Annotated in this window: 18 protein-coding genes; 13 read left to right on the forward strand and 5 right to left on the reverse strand. The window is 64.8% G+C overall.

Annotated elements, in window-relative coordinates:
* Positions 1-17: 17 nt before the first annotated feature.
* The 3 genes from Q7514_RS15435 to Q7514_RS15445 are packed head-to-tail and all read right to left on the reverse strand — an operon-like array spanning position 18 to position 3,967.
* On the reverse strand, positions 18-1,640 hold the full coding sequence (locus Q7514_RS15435; RefSeq protein ID WP_330134142.1) for a long-chain-fatty-acid--CoA ligase: 1,623 nt from the start codon (positions 1,638-1,640) through the stop codon (positions 18-20).
* A gap of 18 nt (positions 1,641-1,658) precedes the next feature.
* Positions 1,659-2,774 (reverse strand): acyl-CoA dehydrogenase family protein, encoded by a 1,116-nt coding sequence (locus Q7514_RS15440; protein ID WP_330134143.1) that lies wholly within the window; start codon positions 2,772-2,774, stop codon positions 1,659-1,661.
* Positions 2,775-2,788: 14 nt separating this feature from the next.
* Positions 2,789-3,967 carry an acyl-CoA dehydrogenase family protein gene (locus tag Q7514_RS15445; RefSeq protein ID WP_330134144.1) on the reverse strand — a complete coding sequence of 393 codons (1,179 nt, stop codon included), beginning with the start codon at positions 3,965-3,967 and terminating at the stop codon, positions 2,789-2,791.
* Between the two features lie 106 nt (positions 3,968-4,073).
* Here Q7514_RS15445 and Q7514_RS15450 point away from each other — a divergent pair, with 106 nt between their 5' ends.
* From Q7514_RS15450 to Q7514_RS15505, 12 genes are all read left to right on the forward strand, one after another.
* Positions 4,074-4,262 carry a ferredoxin gene (locus Q7514_RS15450; RefSeq protein ID WP_054714149.1) on the forward strand — a complete coding sequence of 63 codons (189 nt, stop codon included), beginning with the start codon at positions 4,074-4,076 and terminating at the stop codon, positions 4,260-4,262.
* A gap of 143 nt (positions 4,263-4,405) precedes the next feature.
* Positions 4,406-5,323 (forward strand): 3-oxoacyl-ACP reductase, encoded by a 918-nt coding sequence (locus tag Q7514_RS15455; RefSeq protein WP_330134145.1) that lies wholly within the window; start codon positions 4,406-4,408, stop codon positions 5,321-5,323.
* A 467-nt stretch (positions 5,324-5,790) separates the two neighbouring features.
* Positions 5,791-6,555 carry an MlaE family ABC transporter permease gene (locus Q7514_RS15460; protein ID WP_132476421.1) on the forward strand — a complete coding sequence of 255 codons (765 nt, stop codon included), beginning with the start codon at positions 5,791-5,793 and terminating at the stop codon, positions 6,553-6,555.
* A gap of 13 nt (positions 6,556-6,568) precedes the next feature.
* Positions 6,569-7,417 carry an MlaE family ABC transporter permease gene (locus Q7514_RS15465; RefSeq protein WP_330134146.1) on the forward strand — a complete coding sequence of 283 codons (849 nt, stop codon included), beginning with the start codon at positions 6,569-6,571 and terminating at the stop codon, positions 7,415-7,417.
* Positions 7,418-7,424: 7 nt separating this feature from the next.
* A complete protein-coding gene (locus tag Q7514_RS15470; RefSeq protein ID WP_330134147.1) occupies positions 7,425-8,603 on the forward strand; it encodes an MCE family protein in 1,179 nt (392 codons plus the stop codon).
* Positions 8,604-8,605: 2 nt separating this feature from the next.
* Positions 8,606-9,625, forward strand: coding sequence for an MCE family protein (locus tag Q7514_RS15475; RefSeq protein ID WP_330134148.1), 1,020 nt, complete (start codon positions 8,606-8,608; stop codon positions 9,623-9,625).
* The gene (locus tag Q7514_RS15480) at positions 9,622-10,680 is read left to right on the forward strand and encodes an MCE family protein (RefSeq protein ID WP_330134149.1); all 1,059 of its coding nucleotides are present in this window, start codon (positions 9,622-9,624) and stop codon (positions 10,678-10,680) included. Before Q7514_RS15475 ends, Q7514_RS15480 begins: the two co-directional genes overlap by 4 nt.
* On the forward strand, positions 10,677-12,005 hold the full coding sequence (locus Q7514_RS15485; protein WP_330134150.1) for an MCE family protein: 1,329 nt from the start codon (positions 10,677-10,679) through the stop codon (positions 12,003-12,005). Before Q7514_RS15480 ends, Q7514_RS15485 begins: the two co-directional genes overlap by 4 nt.
* Positions 12,002-13,219: an MCE family protein gene (locus Q7514_RS15490; protein WP_408016101.1), complete on the forward strand. Its 1,218-nt coding sequence runs from the start codon at positions 12,002-12,004 to the stop codon at positions 13,217-13,219. Before Q7514_RS15485 ends, Q7514_RS15490 begins: the two co-directional genes overlap by 4 nt.
* Positions 13,216-14,631 carry an MlaD family protein gene (locus Q7514_RS15495; protein WP_330134151.1) on the forward strand — a complete coding sequence of 472 codons (1,416 nt, stop codon included), beginning with the start codon at positions 13,216-13,218 and terminating at the stop codon, positions 14,629-14,631. Before Q7514_RS15490 ends, Q7514_RS15495 begins: the two co-directional genes overlap by 4 nt.
* A complete protein-coding gene (locus Q7514_RS15500) occupies positions 14,631-15,248 on the forward strand; it encodes a hypothetical protein (RefSeq protein WP_330134152.1) in 618 nt (205 codons plus the stop codon). The genes Q7514_RS15495 and Q7514_RS15500 overlap by 1 nt, the downstream gene beginning before the upstream one ends.
* 92 nt (positions 15,249-15,340) lie before the next feature.
* A complete protein-coding gene (locus Q7514_RS15505) occupies positions 15,341-15,835 on the forward strand; it encodes a twin-arginine translocation pathway signal (RefSeq protein WP_330134268.1) in 495 nt (164 codons plus the stop codon).
* Between the two features lie 9 nt (positions 15,836-15,844).
* On the opposite strand, the gene Q7514_RS15510 is transcribed toward Q7514_RS15505, so the two are convergent.
* Both Q7514_RS15510 and Q7514_RS15515 read right to left on the reverse strand, forming a co-directional pair.
* Positions 15,845-17,350, reverse strand: a complete 1,506-nt coding sequence (locus Q7514_RS15510) for an alpha,alpha-trehalose-phosphate synthase (UDP-forming) (protein WP_330134153.1) — start codon at positions 17,348-17,350, stop codon at positions 15,845-15,847.
* Positions 17,351-17,381: 31 nt separating this feature from the next.
* Complete coding sequence (locus Q7514_RS15515; RefSeq protein WP_330134154.1) at positions 17,382-17,549, reverse strand: hypothetical protein; 168 nt, start codon at positions 17,547-17,549, stop codon at positions 17,382-17,384.
* A 207-nt stretch (positions 17,550-17,756) separates the two neighbouring features.
* Here Q7514_RS15515 and Q7514_RS15520 point away from each other — a divergent pair, with 207 nt between their 5' ends.
* Positions 17,757-18,557, forward strand: a complete 801-nt coding sequence (locus Q7514_RS15520) for an alpha/beta fold hydrolase (protein WP_330134155.1) — start codon at positions 17,757-17,759, stop codon at positions 18,555-18,557.
* Positions 18,558-18,778: the final 221 nt, after the last annotated feature.

An 18,778-nucleotide genomic window follows, 5' to 3' on the forward strand; every position in this document is an offset into this window, starting at 1 on the left:
TCAGCTGTGCGCCGATATCAGGTGTGTGCCGGGTGTGGTTCCATGGACTGGGTCAGTTCGGGTGTCAGCACACGAAACTTGCTCTCGTGGCGCTCGCGGACCCAGACCGGATCCGTGCAATTCCACCGCTCGGCGGAGAGTGAGCGCGTGAGGATCTTGAACGTCGCGGTACGGGGGAGACTTCGCGCCACCCTGATGAATGTCGGGAGCTGCTTGGGTCCGAGATCGGCCTGAGCATCGAGGAACTCGGCGAATGCGATCGGGTCGAACTCGCCGTCCACGGTGGGAACGACAGCGGCCATGACCCGGTCGCCCACGTATCGATCGGGTACGCCGTAGACCGTTACCTGCGCGAAGCCCGGATAACGCACCAGCGTGCGTTCGATGGGAGCTGCGCCGAGATTCTCCCCATCGACGCGTAACCATCCGGAACTGCGGCCCGCGAAGTACACGAAGCCGTCGGCATCCTGATATGCGAGGTCGCCGCTGTGGTACCTGCCGTCGCGGATTCGTTCGGCATCGGCCTGCGGATTCTTGTAGTAGCCGGAGAACGCGCCGGCGCCTTCGTAGTTGACGAGCTCTCCGGTGGCGTCGTCGGCGTTGACGAGGCGGCCGTCCGCGTCGAACTCCGCAGCCGGACATTCGAGCCCGGTATCGGGATGGAGGATCACGATATTGTCCGGAAGCCGGCCCAGCGCTCCGGGCGGTGCGCCGGGTGTCGCGGCGATCGACACACCACCTTCGGTGGACCCGAAGCCGTCCACCACGACCGCATCGAAGCGGCGGGCGAACTCGGCGACCGCGGGTGCGCTGCCCTCGTTGCCATACATGATCCGCAGCGGATTGTCCGCGTCGTCGGGGAGCTCGGGTGTCGCCACGATGTACGACAACGGTTTACCCACGTAGTTCGCGTATGTCACCGAGAATTTGCGCAGGTCGGTCAGGAATCCCGATGCCGAGAACCGGCGGCGCAGCGCGATCGAGCTCTCGGCGGCCAACGCGACACCCCACCCGGCCATCATCGCGTTCGAATGGAACATCGGCATCGCGAGATAGACGGTGTCGGCCGGCCCCAGCCCGAACCTCTCGGCCAACATGCTCCCAGGTCCGGTGATCTTCGCGTGGGTACACCGCACGGCCTTCGGATCGCCGCTGGTACCGGAGGTGAAGATCAGCATGAAGAGGTCGTCCGGTTCGGTGGCGTCGACGATGTGTTCGGAGCCGGAGTACGAGACGGTCGTGGCACGCCACTCGTCGGAATCGATATCGATCACGCGTACACCGGGGAGATCGAGCCCGCCGAGAAGTCCGATGTGCGCGGTCTCGGTGAACACCACCTGACAATCCGCGAGCAGGATGTCGCGGGCCAGTGCCTCACCTCGCCGGGTGGTGTTGAGACCCGCCACCACGGATCCCGAGAACGCGGCAGCCCCGAGCAGCAGCGAGAACTCCGGCACGTTGTCGAGGAGCACACCGACGTGCGGCGGACGCGACGAATCGAGAATGTCGCGCAGCAGCGCTGCCCGATCGTGGGAGAGTGCGACGTGCTCGCCCCACGAGACGAAGACATCCCCGAACCGCATGCCGCGGTCGTCGACCTCGGCCAGGCGGCCGAGTAGAGCGGCAACGGTGTCGATCATCGTGACAGCCTCCGAACGTCAGGCAGGAGCGCCGGCGAGTTCCCTGCCGAGTGCACGCAACTGCGTCGTGGCGGATCCCAGCAGGAATTCGTGATGCTTCGCAACGAGGAAGTACCGGTGAACGGGATGGTCCTCGTCGAGGCCGACACCACCGTGGACGTGCACGACGGTGTGTGCCACCCGATGCCCCGCATCAGCCGCCCAGAACGCGGCGGTGCGCAGGTCTTCCTCGTGGGGGTCGCCCTGGGCTATGCGGAAGGCCGCCTGCCACAACGTCAGGCGAACACCTCTGACGTCGATGTACGCGTCGGCGAGGCGTTGCGCGACGGCCTGGAAACTGCCGATGGGTCGATCGAACTGGACTCGCTCGCGTGCGTATTCGGCGGTGAGTTCGAGGCTTCGGTCCAGGGCTCCGCACTGGTAGGCGGCCGACCCGAGGAGCAGGCGGTCGCGCAGCGAGGTCGCGACGGCCGCGCCGTCGGAACCGAGAATGCGATCAGGTCCGAGGACGACTCCGTCCAGAGTGACGATGCCGGTGGATCCGAGACCGGTGGTCTGCTGTGGTGCGACGCTCACGCCGGGATCGTCTGCGCGGACCAGGAACACCGCGACACCGTTCTCGGTTGCCGCGGGCACGAGGAAGCCGTCGGCGGCGGGTCCGGTGTCGACGACGATCTTGGTGCCGTTCAGCACGTGGCCGGAACCGGACGCTGTGGCCGAGGTGCTGGGGTGCAGGGGGTCGTCGTTGACCTCTTCGGCCAGCGCGGCCGTCAGGATCGTCTCGCCTGACCCGGCGGGTTCACCCCATTCCGTGCGCTGTGCCTCTGTTCCGAATTCCGCTATAGCGGCAGCAGATACGACGATGGAGGTGAGATAGGGGACCGTTGCAGCGCCGCGTCCGAGTTCGATGAGGATGCTGGCCTGTTCGAGCGGGCCGAAGCCGTCGCCACCGACCGAATCCGGCAGTGCCGCGCCGAGCACGCCCGACGACGCAAGTGCGTCCCACAGGGCGTGGTCGGTGCGGTCGTCTGCGGCATCGAGGCCGCGCTGATGTTCGTTGGTGACGATGTCGGTGACGATGCTGCGCGTGAGTTCCGAGAGGTCCTGCTGCGCTTCGGTGAGAGTGAAATCCACGATGGATGTCCTTTCTAGCGCTTGGAAGGCGGCAGGCCGAGTGCGGTCATCGCGATGATGTCGCGTTGCACTTCGTTGGTGCCGCCGCCGAAGGTGAGAATGAGCGAACTGCGATGCATCCGTTCGATGCGTCCGCGCAGCAGTGCGCCGGGCGAGTTCTGCCGCACCGTCGCCGCGGGGCCGAGGATCTCCATGAGCAGTCGGTAGGCCTCGGTGGCGAATTCCGTCCCGAAGACCTTGTTGGCGGAGGCCGGGGCGGGGCCGAGTGGTCCGGTACCGGAGGCGATGTCCCAGTTCATGAGTTGGAGGTACTCGGCCTTGGCGTACACGCGGGCCAGGTTGATCTGGACCCATTCCTGGTCGATGACGCGCCGTCCGTCGGGAAGTTGCGTCTGCTGGGCCCAGGTCCGGACTTCGCGCAGTGCGCTGAGGATGGGGCCGGCGGAGGTCAGCGCGACCCGTTCGTGATTGAGCTGATTGGTGATCAGGGCCCAGCCGCCGTTCTCCTCGCCGACGAGTGCAGAGGCCGGAACGCGGACGTCCTGGTAGTAGGTGGCGCTGGTGTCCGGGCCGGCCATGGTGTGCACGGGCGTGTAGGAGAAGCCTTCGGCGTCGGTGGGGACGATGAGAATGCTGATTCCCTTGTGCTTCTTGGCATCAGGGTCGGTGCGGACGGCGAGCCACACGTAGTCGGCGTAGGCGATCAGGCTCGTCCACATCTTCTGGCCGTTGATCACCCACTCGTCGCCGTCGCGGACGGCGCTGGTGCGCAGCGACGCGAGGTCGGTGCCTGCCTCCGGTTCGGAGTATCCGATGGAGAAGTGGAGTTCACCGGCAGAGATGCGCGGGAGGAAGTATGCCTTCTGCTCGTCGGTGCCGTAGTGCATGATCGTCGGCGCCACCGAGTCGATCGTCAGGAATGGAACGGGCGCGCCGGCGATCGCAGCCTCGTCGCTGAAGATGAGCTGATCCATCGCCGGACGGTTCTGGCCGCCGAATTCTTCCGGCCAGCCGAGCGTGAGCCACCCGTCCTTGCCCATCTGCTGGACGACCTCGCGGTACACGTTGCCCGACCCGTACTCGCCGGTCGTGGCGGCGAGCGCCTCGCGCCGTTCTTCCGTCATCAGGGCGCCGAAGTACTCGCGCAGTTCCTCACGTAGCCGTTGCTGCTCGGGGGTGTAGTTGATGTCCACGAACGCTCCTTCGTCGTCATAGGATCCGACGAATCATTGCACAGAATTGTAACGCGTTCTAGTGTGAGTTCGAACGACTCGTACGGCGAGGGAATGAGGTCCGGAAATGGATGTCGAGGTCGACTTCGACCGTTGTGAGGCCAATGGTGTGTGCGTGGGCATCGCACCCGAGGTCTTCGATCTGAACGACGACGACGAACTGATCGTCGTGCACCCCACTCCGGCAGGGAGTGAGGATCTCGTTCGCGACGCGATCGCGCAGTGCCCGCGTGCGGCGCTGTCCGAGGTTCGCTAGCGACGGGCCCACGGGGAGTCCGCCGGGGGTCTTGTCATAAACAGGAACAAGTTCTAGATTCCTGGTCGGCTTCGGATCTCCGGGGTGGGCCACGGGTGAGGGCATGTCGGATGTCCCGCCCGACTTCGCAAGGGAGTGCGTGAATGAGTGCTGTCGGCAACGGTCGCGACGAGGATGTGTCGCTCGAAGGCAAGGTTGCGGTGGTGACCGGTGCCGGTGCGGGACTCGGACGCGCCGAGGCGCTCGGTCTCGCCCGCGCGGGCGCGAGGGTGATCGTCAACGATCTCGCTCCCGGTGACGCGGTGGACGACACCCTCGCACAGATCCGGGCGCTGGGGGTCGACGCCGAGTTCGTGCCCGGCAGTGTCGCCGAGCGAGAGACCGCCGATGCAATGGTCGCCACCGCTGTGGATCGATTCGGCGGGCTCGACATCGTCGTCAACAATGCCGGTGTCGTCCGCGACCGGATGCTTCCGAACATGTCGGACGAGGAATGGGACACCGTCGTTTCGGTGCACCTGCGCGGTCACTTCCTCCTCTGCCGCAACGCTGCCGCCTTCTGGCGCGGCAAGTCGAAGGAGGTCGGAGGTCCCGTGTACGCGCGGATCGTGAACACCTCGTCCGAAGCCGGGCTCCTCGGCCCCGAGGGTCAGGCCAACTACGGTGCTGCGAAGGCGGGGATCACGTCGCTGACCGTATCGGCGGCGCGTGGCCTGTCGCGCTACGGCGTCCGCGCCAATGCGATCTGCCCGCGGGCCCGGACCGCGATGACCGAAGCGGTCTTCGGCGACGCACCCGACGGGGAGATCGACCCTCTATCTCCCGACCATGTCGCATCGCTGGTGTCCTACCTGGCCTCGCCCGCGGCTGAGAAGATCAACGGCCAGGTCTTCATCGTCTACGGCCCGATGGTTGCGCTGATGGCAGCGCCGACCGTCGAGCAGCGCTTCGATGCCGTCGGGCAGTGGACTCCGGCCGCGCTCGCGTCCGAGCTGGGCGGGTACTTCTCCGACCGGGATCCGGCCAGAACGTTCTCGGCATCAGCGGCTCTCAATCTGTGATTCACCTCTAAGCTTCGTAACAAGGGTCGATCCGGACGTCCGTCCGGATCGGGTTTTACTGCAACTGGCGGTGTCGGTTACTGTGCAATCCGGGCGCCCTCCGGGTGTCGGAGCCCGGGTTCCGGTGGCGAGAAATGCAGACTTCTCGATGCCGAAATAAATGAGAATCTGTTCTAGTTCTGCCGCTGGATCAAGTCTGGTCTTGCTGCCGTGGCCGAACGGTATCGGCAATGCGTGAAGAGTACGTGATGGTCTGTATTCTCTTTGAAGTCCCAGCGTAAACCGCCTTACGCGCCGTCCCGGTCAGTGGAATCGATCATGTTTTCCCGTCTGTGTATCCGGTATTTCAACCGTGGAAGCGGTGCATCTTTGACACGTGAACACGTTCTAGTTAATATGACGCGGGTCACAGCATCACTGCTGTTGTGGCGTGGTGCAGGCCAATCAGTGAACGAAGGGGGAGTGCGGTGGTAGACCTCTTCGAAGTCCCCCTTCGCGCCGTCGGCGGATTGTTCGCCATGACGGGCGAAACCGCGCGCGCCGCCTTCGTCCGCCCGTTCCAGCGACGCGAATTCATCGACCAGGCATGGTTCGTCGCCAGGGTCTCTCTGATGCCGACCATCCTCGTCGCGGTTCCCTTCACCGTGCTCGTCAGCTTCACGTTGAACATCCTGCTGAGGGAGATCGGCGCCGCCGACCTCAGCGGCGCGGGAGCGGCACTGGGGGCTGTCACTCAGGTCGGTCCCATGGTCACCGTGCTCATCGTCGCCGGTGCCGGAGCGACCGCGATCTGCGCAGACCTGGCCGCGCGGACCATCCGCGAAGAGATCGACGCGATGAAGGTGCTCGGTATCAATCCGATCCAGCGCCTCGTCGTACCGCGGGTCCTCGCGTCCACCGTCGTCGCATTGCTGCTCAACGGACTCGTCTGCACCATCGGCATCCTCGGCGGTTTCGGGTTCTCGGTCTTCTTCCAAGGCGTGAACCCGGGAGCCTTCATCAACGGCATCACGCTGCTCACCGGATTCGGAGAACTCATGATCTCCCAGGTCAAGGCCGGCCTGTTCGGCATGATCGCCGGACTCGTTGCCTCATACCTCGGTCTGAACGTGCGGGGCGGCGCGAAGAGCGTCGGTGACGCCGTCAATCAGACGGTGGTGTTCGCCTTCATGGCGCTCTTCGTCGTCAATCTCCTCGTCACCGCTGTCGGCATCAAGCTGACCGGCGGATGAGGGGGGACGCACGATGGCACTGATGACAGGTCGGTTCCCCAGAACCGCGCGACGACTCGGCAAGACGTCGAAATCGATAGACAAACTCGGAGAACAGGCACTTTTCTTCGCCCGCGCTCTCGGCACGATGCCGCGTGCGGTGATGCACTACCCGAAGGAAACCGTGCGGCTGATCGCGGAGATCAGTATGGGCACAGGCGCGCTCGCGGTGATCGGCGGCACCGTGGTGATCGTCGGCTTCCTGACCCTGTTCACCGGCGGCATCATCGCGGTGCAGGGATTCAGTTCGCTCGGCAACATCGGCGTCGAGGCGCTCACGGGCTTCTTCGCCGCATTCATCAACGTGCGCATCGCGGCGCCGACCATCGCCGGTATCGGGCTGGCGGCGACGATCGGTGCGGGTTCCACCGCGCAACTCGGCGCGATGCGCGTGTCCGAAGAGATCGACGCCCTCGAAACCATGGCGATCCCGTCCATCCCGTACCTCGTCTCGACCCGCGTGATGGCCGGGATGATCGCGATCATCCCGTTGTACTCGCTCGCGGTCATCGCGTCGTTCATCGCCAGCAGGTTCGCGACCGTCGTCCTCTACGGACAGTCCGCCGGCGTGTACGACCACTACTTCTCGACGTTCCTCATACCCACCGACATCCTGTGGTCGTTCGTGCAGGCCATCGTGATGGCGGTCGCGGTGATGCTCATCCACACCTACTACGGATTCAACGCAAGTGGAGGCCCTGTCGGCGTCGGTGTCGCGGTCGGTAACGCGGTGCGGGCCTCGTTGATCGCCGTCGTTACGGTGACCCTTCTGATTTCCCTTGCGGTGTACGGCACCTCCGGCAACTTCAACCTGTCGGGATAGGGCGCGCATGGATACCCCTTCATGGAAGAAGAAACTCGCCGCCGCCGGATTGGTCGGCGGACTCGTGGCGATCATCGCGGTGGCGCTGACACTGTTCGTCGGTGGATTCACGTCGACCACACCGATCACCGTCACCTCGGCCCGCTCCGGCCTGGTGATGGAGACCGACGCCAAGGTGAAACTGCGCGGCGTCGAGGTGGGCAGGGTCGCGTCGATCGAGCACAGCCCCGACGGCGCCGTCCTCGAACTCGCCATGCAGCCGGGGCAGATGGACCTCATCCCGTCGAACGCGCACGTCGCGATCGAGTCGACCACCGTGTTCGGCGCGAAGTTCGTCAACATCATCGTCCCCGACGATCCGTCGTCCACGCCGTTGCAGGAGGGGGCGGTGATCGCGGCAGACAGCGTCACCGTCGAATTCAACACCGTGTTCGAACACCTCTCCGACGTGCTGGCGCAGATCCAGCCGGAGAAACTCAATGCGACACTCGGAGCGCTGTCCGAAGCGCTCAACGGGCGCGGTGACGAACTGGGCGCCACTCTGGTCGAGGCGGATGACTACCTCGCCGAGATGAACCCGTCGCTGCCCCAGCTGGAATACGATCTCGAGGTCGGAGCGACGGTCGCGCAGCTGTATGCCGATGTCGCGCCGGATCTCATGACCACGATCGGGAACGCAACGGATGTGGGCAACACCATCGTCGACGAGCAGGAGCAACTCGACCTGTTGCTGATGAATCTCACCGGGCTCGCCAACACCGGGCGGGACGTGCTGGGGGAGAACGAAGGTCAGCTCACCACCGCACTCGATCTCCTGACCGACACGACTACGCTGCTCGGCGAGTACTCGCCCGAACTCACGTGCTTCATCGTCGGTCTCAACGATGCTCGCGTCGCGTTCGAACCGATGGCGGGAACCGGGAAGTACCCGGCCCTCATGCTCAGCACCAGTTTCATGGGCGGAGCGACCCCCTACAACCACGAGGAGGACCTTCCGGTGGTCGGTGCGTCGGGCGGCCCCAACTGCCACGGTCTGCCGAATTTCGATCCGGTGCGCGACGGGAATGCTTCGTTCGTGGTGACCGACACCGCGACCGTTCCGTACAAGCCGGCGACCGAGGCGTGGATCCGGTACCCGACGATCTTCGGTTTCCTGTTCGGCGACTACCTTCCGGCAGGGCAGTGACGATGAGAGAATCCACGATCAAGTTCTCGATCTTCGCTCTCGTCATGGTGCTCGTGTTCGCGGGGCTCGCTGTGGTGTTCAGTCAGGCGCGTTTCACCGGAACCGAGGACTATCACGCCACGTTCACCGATGCATCGGGCCTCGAAGCGGGCGACAAGGTGCGGATCGCAGGGGTCCAGGTCGGATCGGTCACGGGCATCGGCATCGGAGACGGCAACCACGCTGAAGTCGATTTCGACGTCGACTCCCATCACACGCTGTTCGCGAGTACCCGCGCGACCGTCCGTTACGAGAATCTGGTCGGTGACCGCTACCTCGAACTCCTCGAGGGTCCGGGCAGCATCGATATTCTCGGCGCAGGTGGCACCATTCCCGTCGAGCAGACCGAGCCTGCCCTCGACCTCGACCTTCTGCTCGGGGGGTTCAAACCCCTGCTCAAGGGCCTTGATTCGAAGCAGGTCAACGATCTCTCGGGCGCGTTGCTGCAGGTCTTCCAGGGGCAGGGCGACACATTGGTCTCGTTGCTCGGCTCGACGAACTCGTTCACCAATTCGATTGCCGACCGCGATCAGTTGATCGGGGATGTCATCGACAATCTCAACGGTGTCCTCGGGACCATCGACGACCACGATCGCGAGTTCACCGAGACGATCGATCAGCTGCATGCCCTGGTCGGTGGGCTCGCCGAGGACCGAGACCCGATCGGTGCCGCCATCCCGCAGATCGCAGCCGGCACCGCGGATCTCGCCTCGCTGCTGCAGAACACCAGGCCCGATCTGCAGTCTGTGATCGCCGAAACCAACCGCACCATGACACAACTGGACCTCGGCGAGGACGACATCAACGCCACCCTCGAACGGTTGCCGTCGGACTACAAGAAGCTGATCCGAGTCGGTGCATACGGAAACTTCTTCCAATTCTTCCTGTGTGCCAACACCTTCAAGGTGTCGGGTCCGGACGGAACGACTATCCGTTTCACGTCCGCCGCACAGACGACCGGAAGGTGCGCGATACTCGAATGAGTGGAATCCGAGAACCCGATACCCTCCGGATCGGCGCTGTGGGCCTTGCGGTGTCCGTCGCGATCGTGGTGGCAGGCCTGCAATACGACCAACTTCAGTTCCTTTCCGGTGGACTGACCTACTCGGCGCGGTTCGCAGACGCAGGCGGTCTCATACCGGGTGACGACGTCACCCTCTCCGGAGTCGACGTCGGATCCGTCACCGACGTCGCCCTCGACGGTGATGCCGTGCTCGTGACCTTTTCCATCCGTGACGGAATCGGCCTCGGCGACGCCACCGGTGCAGACATCAAGACCAACACCGTGCTCGGTGCCAAGTCCCTCGCTGTCCGCCCCGGTGGGCAGGGGGTGATGCGACCGGGGTCGGTAATCGCCCTCGATCGCACCAACTCGCCGTATTCGCTGACCGACGCTCTCGGCGACCTCACGACCACCACGTCCGAACTCGACACCGACCAGATAAACGAATCGCTCGAAGCGTTGTCGGATTCGCTGCAGGACACACCGCCCGAGATCCGCGGTGCCCTCGACGGCATGACCCGCCTGTCGCAGTCGATCAACGCTCGCGACGAATCGCTGTCGGAACTACTCGAGCGTGCAGAGGGCGTCACCGGGATCCTGGCCGAGCGCAGCGACCAGGTCAACGAACTGATCGTCGACGCGAACGCGCTCTTCGGTGAGTTGAGCTTCCGACGTGACGCCATCACCGAACTCATCGCGAACATCTCGGCGGTGTCACGGGAGCTGACCGGCCTCGTCCAGGACAACCAGGCGCAGATGGGCCCGACACTCGAGGTGCTCAACAGGGTCACCGAGAACCTGCAGGCCAACAAAGAGAACATCGCCGGTGCGCTCGACGGGCTCGGACCCTACATCAGTGCTCTCGGCGAATCCGTCGCGAGCGGACCGTTCTTCAACGCCTACGTGTCGAACATCCTCCCGGCGCCGTGGTGGAAGGCCATCGTGGACAGTCAATTGGCACCCGACCTGCTTCCGCAGGATCTGCAGGACATAATTCCGAAAGACCCGCCGTCGATCACGAGGGATGGCGAATGAACGCCCACACCACACCCACCGAGAGCGCGGCCCGAGGCCGCCCGACATGGCTGCTGCCTGCGATCGCCGGACTTGTGATCATCGCGCTTGTCGCTGTCGGGCTCGCGGTGTTCTCCGGCCTGGGAAAACGTACGATCCATGCCGAATTCCTCTCCACGAGTGGCCTGTACGAGGGCGACGACGTGCGGGTTCTGGGGGTGTCGGTCGGGAAGATCACCGACATCGACCCAGGCGACGAGGTCGTGCGCGTGACCATGCAGGTCGACAATTCGGTCGATGTACCTGCAGACGCCAAGGCCGTGATCATCGCCCAGAGCCTCGTGTCGGCGCGGTTCGTTCAGCTCACACCGGTCTACTCCGGTGGAGACGAGATTGCCGATGATGCGATAATTCCGGTGGAGCGCACCGCATCTCCCGTCGAATGGGATGAGATCAAGGCCGAGTTGATGCGGCTGTCGGAAGCGCTCGGGCCCGAAGAACTCGATCCGCAGGGTTCTCTCGGGCAGTTCATCGACACCGCCGCCGAGAATCTCGACGGCAACGGCGCGACCATCAACAGCACACTTCGGGAACTCTCCGACACGATGAACACGCTGTCGGAAGGGCGAACCGATCTGTTCGGCACCGTCCGCAACCTGCAGACCTTCGTCTCGGTGCTCTCGCAGAGCAACGAGCAGATCGTGCAGTTCGGCGGCCGCTTGGCATCCGTGTCGAATGTTCTCGCCGAAAGCTCCGATCAACTGGGTGTCTCGCTCACCGACCTCAATGTGGCGGTCGGAGATGTGCAACGGTTCGTACAGGACAACCGTGCGGGCCTGACCGAATCGGTGCAGCGACTGGCCGACGCGACAGAGGTGCTCGCCCGTAAGCGTCCCGAGATCGAACGGGTGCTGCATTCCGGCCCGACCGCGCTGTCGAACTTCTACAACATCTACAAGCCCGCCCAGGGCTCGCTCACCGGTGCTCTCGCGATCAACAACGCTGCCAACCCGATCGAGTGGATGTGTGGATCTGTGGGTGCCGCTGCGAATGCGACATCCGAGCGCAGTGAGGAACTGTGTCGACAGCAACTCGGTCCGGTCCTGTCGTCGATCCAGGCCAATTACCTTCCGGTGCTCTCCAATCCACTGGCCGGTGTCCAGGCGTTCCCCGACCAGATCGAGTACTCCGAGCCGGGGCTCGAAGAGGCGTCGGCCGGGCGCGGAACCGCTCCGGAGCAGCCCGCGATACCGGCGTCGCCGCTGGACGGGCTGATCCAGGGGATGCCCGACATCAGCGTTCCGGGCGACCTGGGGTCGTTGCTACAGCCGGGAGGCGGACGATGAGAATGCGGAGCAGAGCCGCGCGGTTCGTCGCAGCGGCAACGACGGTGGTCGCGGCTGCCACGCTGTCCGGGTGCGAGTGGAACGGCCTCAATTCCGTCCCGATGCCCGGGGCTGCGGGACGTGGCGACGACGCGTACCAGGTTCAGATACGAATGCCGAATGTCACGACATTGACGCAGAATTCGCCGGTCCGGATCGACGACGTGACGGTCGGTTCCATCGAGAACATCGAGGTCGAGAACTGGCATGCACTGGTGACGGTGTCGCTCGAGGGCGACGTCGCGTTGCCCGCCAACGCGACCGCCCGCATCGGTCAGACGTCGCTTCTCGGGTCGCAACATCTCGAACTTGCGGCACCGACCACAGAACCTCCCGAGGGGAGGCTGGAACCGGGAGACATCATCCCGATCGAGCGCGCGGGTGCGTATCCCACGACGGAGCAGACCCTGTCCTCGCTGTCGGTCGTGCTCAATGGTGGCGGCCTCGCGCAGATCAACGACATCACCACCGAACTCAATGCGGCCCTCGTCGGCCGGGAGGATTCGATCCGCAATCTGCTGCCGCGTCTCGACGAGCTCGTCTCCACCCTCGACACCCAACGCGAGGACATCGTGTCGGCGCTCGAGGGGATGGATCGACTCGCGTCCACGGTCAACAATCAGAACGAGACGCTCGTACGGGCGTTGGAGGAACTGCCCCCGGCTCTCGAAGTGCTTGCCGATCAGCGAGAGAACCTTACGTCGGCCCTGACCTCGCTGGGCGAGATGAGTACCGTTGCGAGCCGGCTCGTCGAGAACAGCGGCGACGATCTGAAGACGAACCTGCAGGCACTGTCGCCGACGCTGCGCGCGCTCGCCGACTCGGGGAGCGCGTTGACCGAGGTGCTCGGTGTGCTGCTGACCTATCCGTTCCCGCAGGCGGGCATCGACCAGGTCATCCGGGGCGACTATGCAAATCTCGCGATGACGATCGACCTGACACTCGACCGGCTCGACCTGAACTTCCTGACCGGAACTCCACTGGCCGGGCGACTGGCGGGTCCCGAAGGCGTCCTCGGTACGGATGCCGGTCTCGCGGCGCAGGCGGTCGATCCCTTCCAGGCGCCGCTGGCACCGCCGCCCCCGGCCCCACAGGGACCGGAAGGGACAGTGACGATCCCGGGTATCGGCGAGATCAAGATCCCGGGTCTGCCGTGGGAGGTACCAGCGCCATGATGCTCACCAGGTTCGTCCGCATCCAGCTCTCGATCTTCGCAGTACTCACCGTGATCGGGCTTGTGGTGATGTCGCTGATGTACGTGCGTCTTCCACAGCTGGTGGGTATCGGTCAGTACAACGTCACCGTCGAATTGGCATCCACCGGTGGTCTCTATCCGCATTCGAACGTGACGTACCGCGGGAACACCGTCGGCACCGTCAAGAGCGTGACGTTGTCGCCGGTGGGCGTCGACGCGGTGCTGTCCATCGATTCAGGCCAGAAGATCCCCGCCGACGTCGACGCCGCAGTGCGCAGCGTGTCTGCGGTCGGTGAACAGTATGTCGATCTTGTGCCGCACGAGAATGGGTCGGCAGATGAGCACCTCGGCGACGGCGACGTGATTCCCCTCGACCGGACGACGGTGCCCCAGGAGGTCGGTGCACTGCTCGATCAGGCGGATGTCCTGCTCGCCAGCATCTCCGACACACGGTTGCAGACCGTCGTCGACGAGGCATTCGATGCGTTCAACGGGACGGGTCCGGAACTGCAGCAGCTGATCGACTCGACGCGCCTGTTCGTGCAGGAGGCATCGGCGAACTCGGGCGAAACACGCAGGCTCCTGGACGAAATCGGGCCGCTCCTGGACACCCAGGTGGTCACCAGTGAGTCGATCCGATCGTGGACCCGCGACATGGTGACCTTCACCGATCAGCTCCGCGAGAGCGACCCGGACCTGCGAGCACTCATGGAGAAGGGGCCCGCGGCCGCGGCCGAGGCGGAAACACTCCTGCAGGATCTGCGCCCGACACTGCCGCTGCTCCTCGCCAACCTGGTGAGCGTCGGTGAAGTCGGTGTCATCTACAACGCGGGCATCGAACAGATCCTGGTGCTGTACCCGCCGATGACAACCGCGCTGATCACTGCTGCCGGTGGCGGTCCGGCGGAAGACGGTGCGGTGGTCGACTTCCATCTGCAGTTGCACGACCCACCGCCGTGCCTGTCCGGTTTCGTGCCGCCCGACCAGTGGCGCAGCCCGGCCGACACCTCGATGGTGGAGACCCCCGACAACATCTTCTGTCAACTGCCGCAATCGGATCCGAATGCGGTACGTGGAGCGCGGAATGTACCGTGCATGGAGTACCCCGGTCGGCGGGCACCGACCCCCGAGATGTGCCGTACGGGCTACACGCCGGGCTATTCGGACAACCCGTGGCGCGGTGCCCCCACGCCGGTCGAGTCGGAGAACGACATGCCGACGCCGGCGTCGCACACCGAGGGCAGTACCGATGCGGCGCCCGCAGGCGTGACTGCGCGCCGGATCGATCCGGAAACGGGCACGTACATTGGACCGGACGGCACTGTGTTCCGGCACACCGACCTCGGAGATGGGACGAGTTTGGAAACCTATATGAAGGCACAACAGGGCTGATGGCTGACGAGAACGAGAACCCTGAAGCGGGCAGCGACGATGCGAGCAAGGTCGACCTGAGCAAAGCCGGGTCGAGCACGGGTGCGCAGAGCAAGGACAGTGAACCCGAGAAGCGTCCGGACCCTGTTGCGGCCCCCCGGTGGGCGAGACTCGTCACCGTCGTCGCATCGGTACTGGTCGTCGGGCTCATCGCAGCGGGGGCGTGGTTGCTGTTCGAACGACAGTCCGCGGCCGACCGCAACGACCGTCGCGAAGAGCATCTGCAGGCCGCGCGACAGACCGTGCTGAATCTGACGAACATTCAGGCCGATACCGCCGACGCCGACGTCAAGCGACTCATGGAGGGCGCAACCGGCGACTTCAAGGCCGAGTTCGAAGGGCGTGAAGGGCCGTTCGTCGAGGTCGTACAGCAGGCGGGCGTCACCACCACGGGTGAAGTGCTCGAGGCGGGCATCCAGAACGAGGACGGTTCATGCACGGCGTCGCTGGTCGCGTCCCGCGCGATGGTGAGCAACGCAGAACAGTCCGAACCGGAGCCCCGCGATTTCCGCCTCCGCGTCACGGTCTGTGACGAGGAAGGCCGCTTGCTGGCGTCGAAGGTGGAGTTCGTGCCGTGAGCGATGATCGGAAGGATGAACCCGTGACAGCTGTCGACACGGATGTCGAGAACAAGGCGGATGCCGGGAACACCACACCGGCAGTGAACGATATCGAGTCGTCGACGTCGCGGCTGCCGCTCATCGCAGGTGCACTCGGTGTGGTCGTACTGGTGTTCGCGGTCCTCGTCGGATGGCTCGGGTACGGCAAGATGCAGGACGCCGCTGCCGAATCGGCCAGAACCGAGGCGGTGGCCGCGGCCGAGGAACAGGCCGTTGCGATGCTCGCCTACGACTTCGACAACGTCGATGAGCAGACCGCAGCGGCGGCGGACGGACTCACCGGCGACTTCCGCGATGAGTACATGAACCTGATGCAGAACATCATCGCGCCCGGAGCGAAAGAGAAGTCGATCAGCGTGCAGGTGAGTGTGCAGGCATCGTCGGTGGTGTCGGCCGACGCCGATCACGCAGTGACGCTGCTGTTCCTGAACCAGATCACCACCAGTTCCGAGAACCCGGAAGCCGTGAGCAGCGGGAGCCGGGTACGTGTGGAACTCGAGAACCAGGACGGGCGCTGGCTCGTGAACCGGTTGACTCCCATCTAGAACGCGCGGTCAGTTCGGCTCGCCGGTCTCCGCAGGGGCGACCAGCGCGGGACCGGCGGCGCCCTCGTGCGCGAGCGCGTCGAGGAACGCACGAGCCCACCGATCCACGTCGTGGGTCAGAACCTGGCGACGGAGGGCCCGCATCCGCTTGCGGCCCTCCTCGCGAGTCTGCGTCAGCGCGGCCTCGAGCTTGTCCTTGACGTCTTCGAGGTCGTGCGGGTTGCACTGGTATGCCTGCTTCAACTCCTCAGCGGCACCGGTGAATTCGCTGAGAACAAGCGCTCCGCCCAGGTCGCTGCGGCACGCGACGTATTCCTTGGCGACGAGGTTCATTCCGTCGCGCAGGGGAGTCACGAGCATCGCGTCGGCCGCGACGAAGAACGCGATCAGCTCGTCGCGGGGGACCGGGCGGTGGATGTAATGCACTACCGGGCGGCCGACTTCGGCGTACTCGCCGTTGATGCGACTGACGACCATCTCGATCTCGCCGCGCATCTGTACGTAGGACTCGACTCGTTCACGGCTCGGTGTCGCGAGCTGCACCATGACAGTATCGGTCGGGTCTACGCGGCCTTCGGCGATGAGTTCTCGAAGCGCATCGAGCCGCAGGTCGATTCCCTTGGTGTAATCGAGCCGGTCGACGCCCAGCAGGATCTTCGCCGGGTTGCCGAGCTCCTTACGGATGGCCCTGGCGCGGGCCCGGATCGATCTGCTTCGGGACTGCTCGTCCAACGCTCCGGATGCGATCGAGATCGGGAACGCTCCCACACGGACGGTGCGGAATCCGACCTGCACCACACCGAGCTTGGAACGCACACCGACCGTCCCGCGGGACGTTTGGTGTCCGGCGAGGCGGCGGGCGAGGTAGAGGAAGTTGGTGGCACCACCCGCGAGGTGGAACCCGATGAGATCGGCGCCGAGAAGGCCTTCGACGATCTCGGTACGCCACGGCATCTGCATGAACAGTTCGACCGGCGGGAACGGGATGTGGAGGAAGAACCCGATGGTGAGATCGGGCCGCAGCATGCGGAGCATCTTCGGGACCAGCTGGAGCTGATAGTCCTGGATCCACACCGTGGCGCCGGGCGCGGAAGCCTTCGCCGTTGCTTCGGCGAATCGCCGATTCACCTCGACGTAGGAGTTCCACCACTCGCGCCGATACTCCGGGCGCACGATGACATCGTGGTAGAGCGGCCAGAGGGTCGCGTTGGAGAAACCTTCGTAATAGTCGGCGATCTCGTCGGCGCTGAGCGGCACGGGATGCAGGACTATGTCGTCTTCGACGATCGGATCGACATCCGCATCCGCGACACCGGCCCAGCCGACCCATGCGCCGCGGTTGCTGCGCAGGATCGGCTCGAGCGCCGTGACGAGACCGCCGGGACTGCGCTTCCAGCGGGTCGTGCCGTCCGGTAGCCGTTCGAGGTCGACCGGGAGGCGGTTCGCGACGACCACGAAGTCCGATGCGGTGAACGTGTCGGGATCTTGGCGCGGTGGTGCCTCGCCGGTCGTCACATCATGTCCTCTCGGTCTACCGGTCGTTGGTTCAGTTCTTTTCGAACGGGCCGATGCCGAGCATCGACAGGAGCATGCGGCACTCGTCCGCATCCTCGGCGTACGCGGCGACGACGCGCTGCGCCTGGCGTGCGGTTTCGTCGGCGAGGGGTTCGAGATCCTCGTCGACGATGTCTTTCGCCGTGGGTTCCGCGGCCATGATTGTCCTCCCGGGGTGACTGCTGTGAGCAGGCGCTCTACCCGACTCTATGAGAATCGGACACGTCGCCGCCACCCGCCTTCTGCTGGATCGAGTCAGGCGTGTGGACCCGACGGGGCTACGAGGCACCACGGTACGGTGTACCGGGGGTCGCGCCGCCGTGTTTCGACGTGTGGCGCTGTGTGCAATTCGTCGAGGAAGGTGTTCATGCCCATCGCCACGATCAACGGAATCCCGCTGAATTACCAGGTCAAGGGTTCCGGTGACCTGGTCGTCCTGATCATGGGGACCGGCAGCCCGGGTCGCGTGTGGGATCTGCATCAGGTTCCCGCGCTGGTGAAGGAGGGATACCGGGTCGCGACGTTCGACAATCGCGGTATTGCACCGTCGGGGGAGAGTCTCGCCGGCATCACCATCGACGACATGGTCAAGGACACTGCGGGTCTGATCGAGCTGCTCGGTGGCCCGGCGCACATCGTCGGAACGTCCATGGGTTCGCGCGTAGCGCAGGAACTCGCACTTGCCCGGCCGGATCTGGTGCGGAAGGCCATCTTCCTCGCGGGGCATGCTCGGATGGACCGCTTCCAGATCACGCTGACCGAGGGGGAACGTCAGCTGTACGACAGCGGAGTGGAACTGCCTGCGAAGTACAAGGCCGCGCTCACCGCGGTGATGAACCTGTCGCCTGCGTCGCTGGCCGACGAGAACACCGCCCGCGACTGGCTCGACGTATTCGAGTTCAGTGGTGGTCGCGTGTCGCCCGGTGTGCGGGCTCAGCTGGGCATGGATCGCGAGTTCGACCGTCGTGCCGCCTACCGGGCAGTGCGGGTGCCGTGCCTGTCGGTCGGGTTCGCCGACGACCGGATGATTCCGTCGTACCTGACGCGTGAGGTCGCCGATGCGATCCCGAACGCCCGATACGAGGAGGTCCCGGATGCCGGGCATTACGGATACCTCGAGCGTCCGGAAGCAGTGAACAAGCTCCTGGTGGACTTCCTGGCCGACTAGGGCGTAGTAGCGCCCCGACGGCGAGGTGCGAGCGCGGCGGAATCCCCTGGGGTTCCGCCGCGCTCGTGCTGTTTCGGGCCTTTCGGGCATTTCGGAAGAGGCGGTGGACGCGGCCGAACGAGGATCCCCACAGAGGGGACTTCGCTTGGTACGCTCCCCAAACCAAGGTTAGCCTGAGCTTTGTTCAGGGGTGTTGAGGCGAGCCGGCTGCGGGCATCTGC

It is taken from the genome of Rhodococcus artemisiae, from assembly GCF_036327795.1.
GTDB lineage: Bacteria > Actinomycetota > Actinomycetes > Mycobacteriales > Mycobacteriaceae > Rhodococcus > Rhodococcus artemisiae.

Coding starts and splice junctions, on each gene's coding strand:
- Q7514_RS15455 (WP_330134145.1), top strand. CDS start 4,406: ATGAGTGCTGTCGGCAACGGTCGCGACGAGGATGTGTCGCTCGAAGGC.
- Q7514_RS15495 (WP_330134151.1), top strand. CDS start 13,216: ATGATGCTCACCAGGTTCGTCCGCATCCAGCTCTCGATCTTCGCAGTA.
- Q7514_RS15475 (WP_330134148.1), top strand. CDS start 8,606: ATGAGAGAATCCACGATCAAGTTCTCGATCTTCGCTCTCGTCATGGTG.
- Q7514_RS15490 (WP_408016101.1), top strand. CDS start 12,002: ATGAGAATGCGGAGCAGAGCCGCGCGGTTCGTCGCAGCGGCAACGACG.
- Q7514_RS15500 (WP_330134152.1), top strand. CDS start 14,631: ATGGCTGACGAGAACGAGAACCCTGAAGCGGGCAGCGACGATGCGAGC.
- Q7514_RS15450 (WP_054714149.1), top strand. CDS start 4,074: ATGGATGTCGAGGTCGACTTCGACCGTTGTGAGGCCAATGGTGTGTGC.
- Q7514_RS15520 (WP_330134155.1), top strand. CDS start 17,757: ATGCCCATCGCCACGATCAACGGAATCCCGCTGAATTACCAGGTCAAG.
- Q7514_RS15435 (WP_330134142.1), bottom strand. CDS start 1,640: ATGATCGACACCGTTGCCGCTCTACTCGGCCGCCTGGCCGAGGTCGAC.
- Q7514_RS15470 (WP_330134147.1), top strand. CDS start 7,425: ATGGATACCCCTTCATGGAAGAAGAAACTCGCCGCCGCCGGATTGGTC.
- Q7514_RS15485 (WP_330134150.1), top strand. CDS start 10,677: ATGAACGCCCACACCACACCCACCGAGAGCGCGGCCCGAGGCCGCCCG.
- Q7514_RS15515 (WP_330134154.1), bottom strand. CDS start 17,549: ATGGCCGCGGAACCCACGGCGAAAGACATCGTCGACGAGGATCTCGAA.
- Q7514_RS15465 (WP_330134146.1), top strand. CDS start 6,569: ATGGCACTGATGACAGGTCGGTTCCCCAGAACCGCGCGACGACTCGGC.
- Q7514_RS15480 (WP_330134149.1), top strand. CDS start 9,622: ATGAGTGGAATCCGAGAACCCGATACCCTCCGGATCGGCGCTGTGGGC.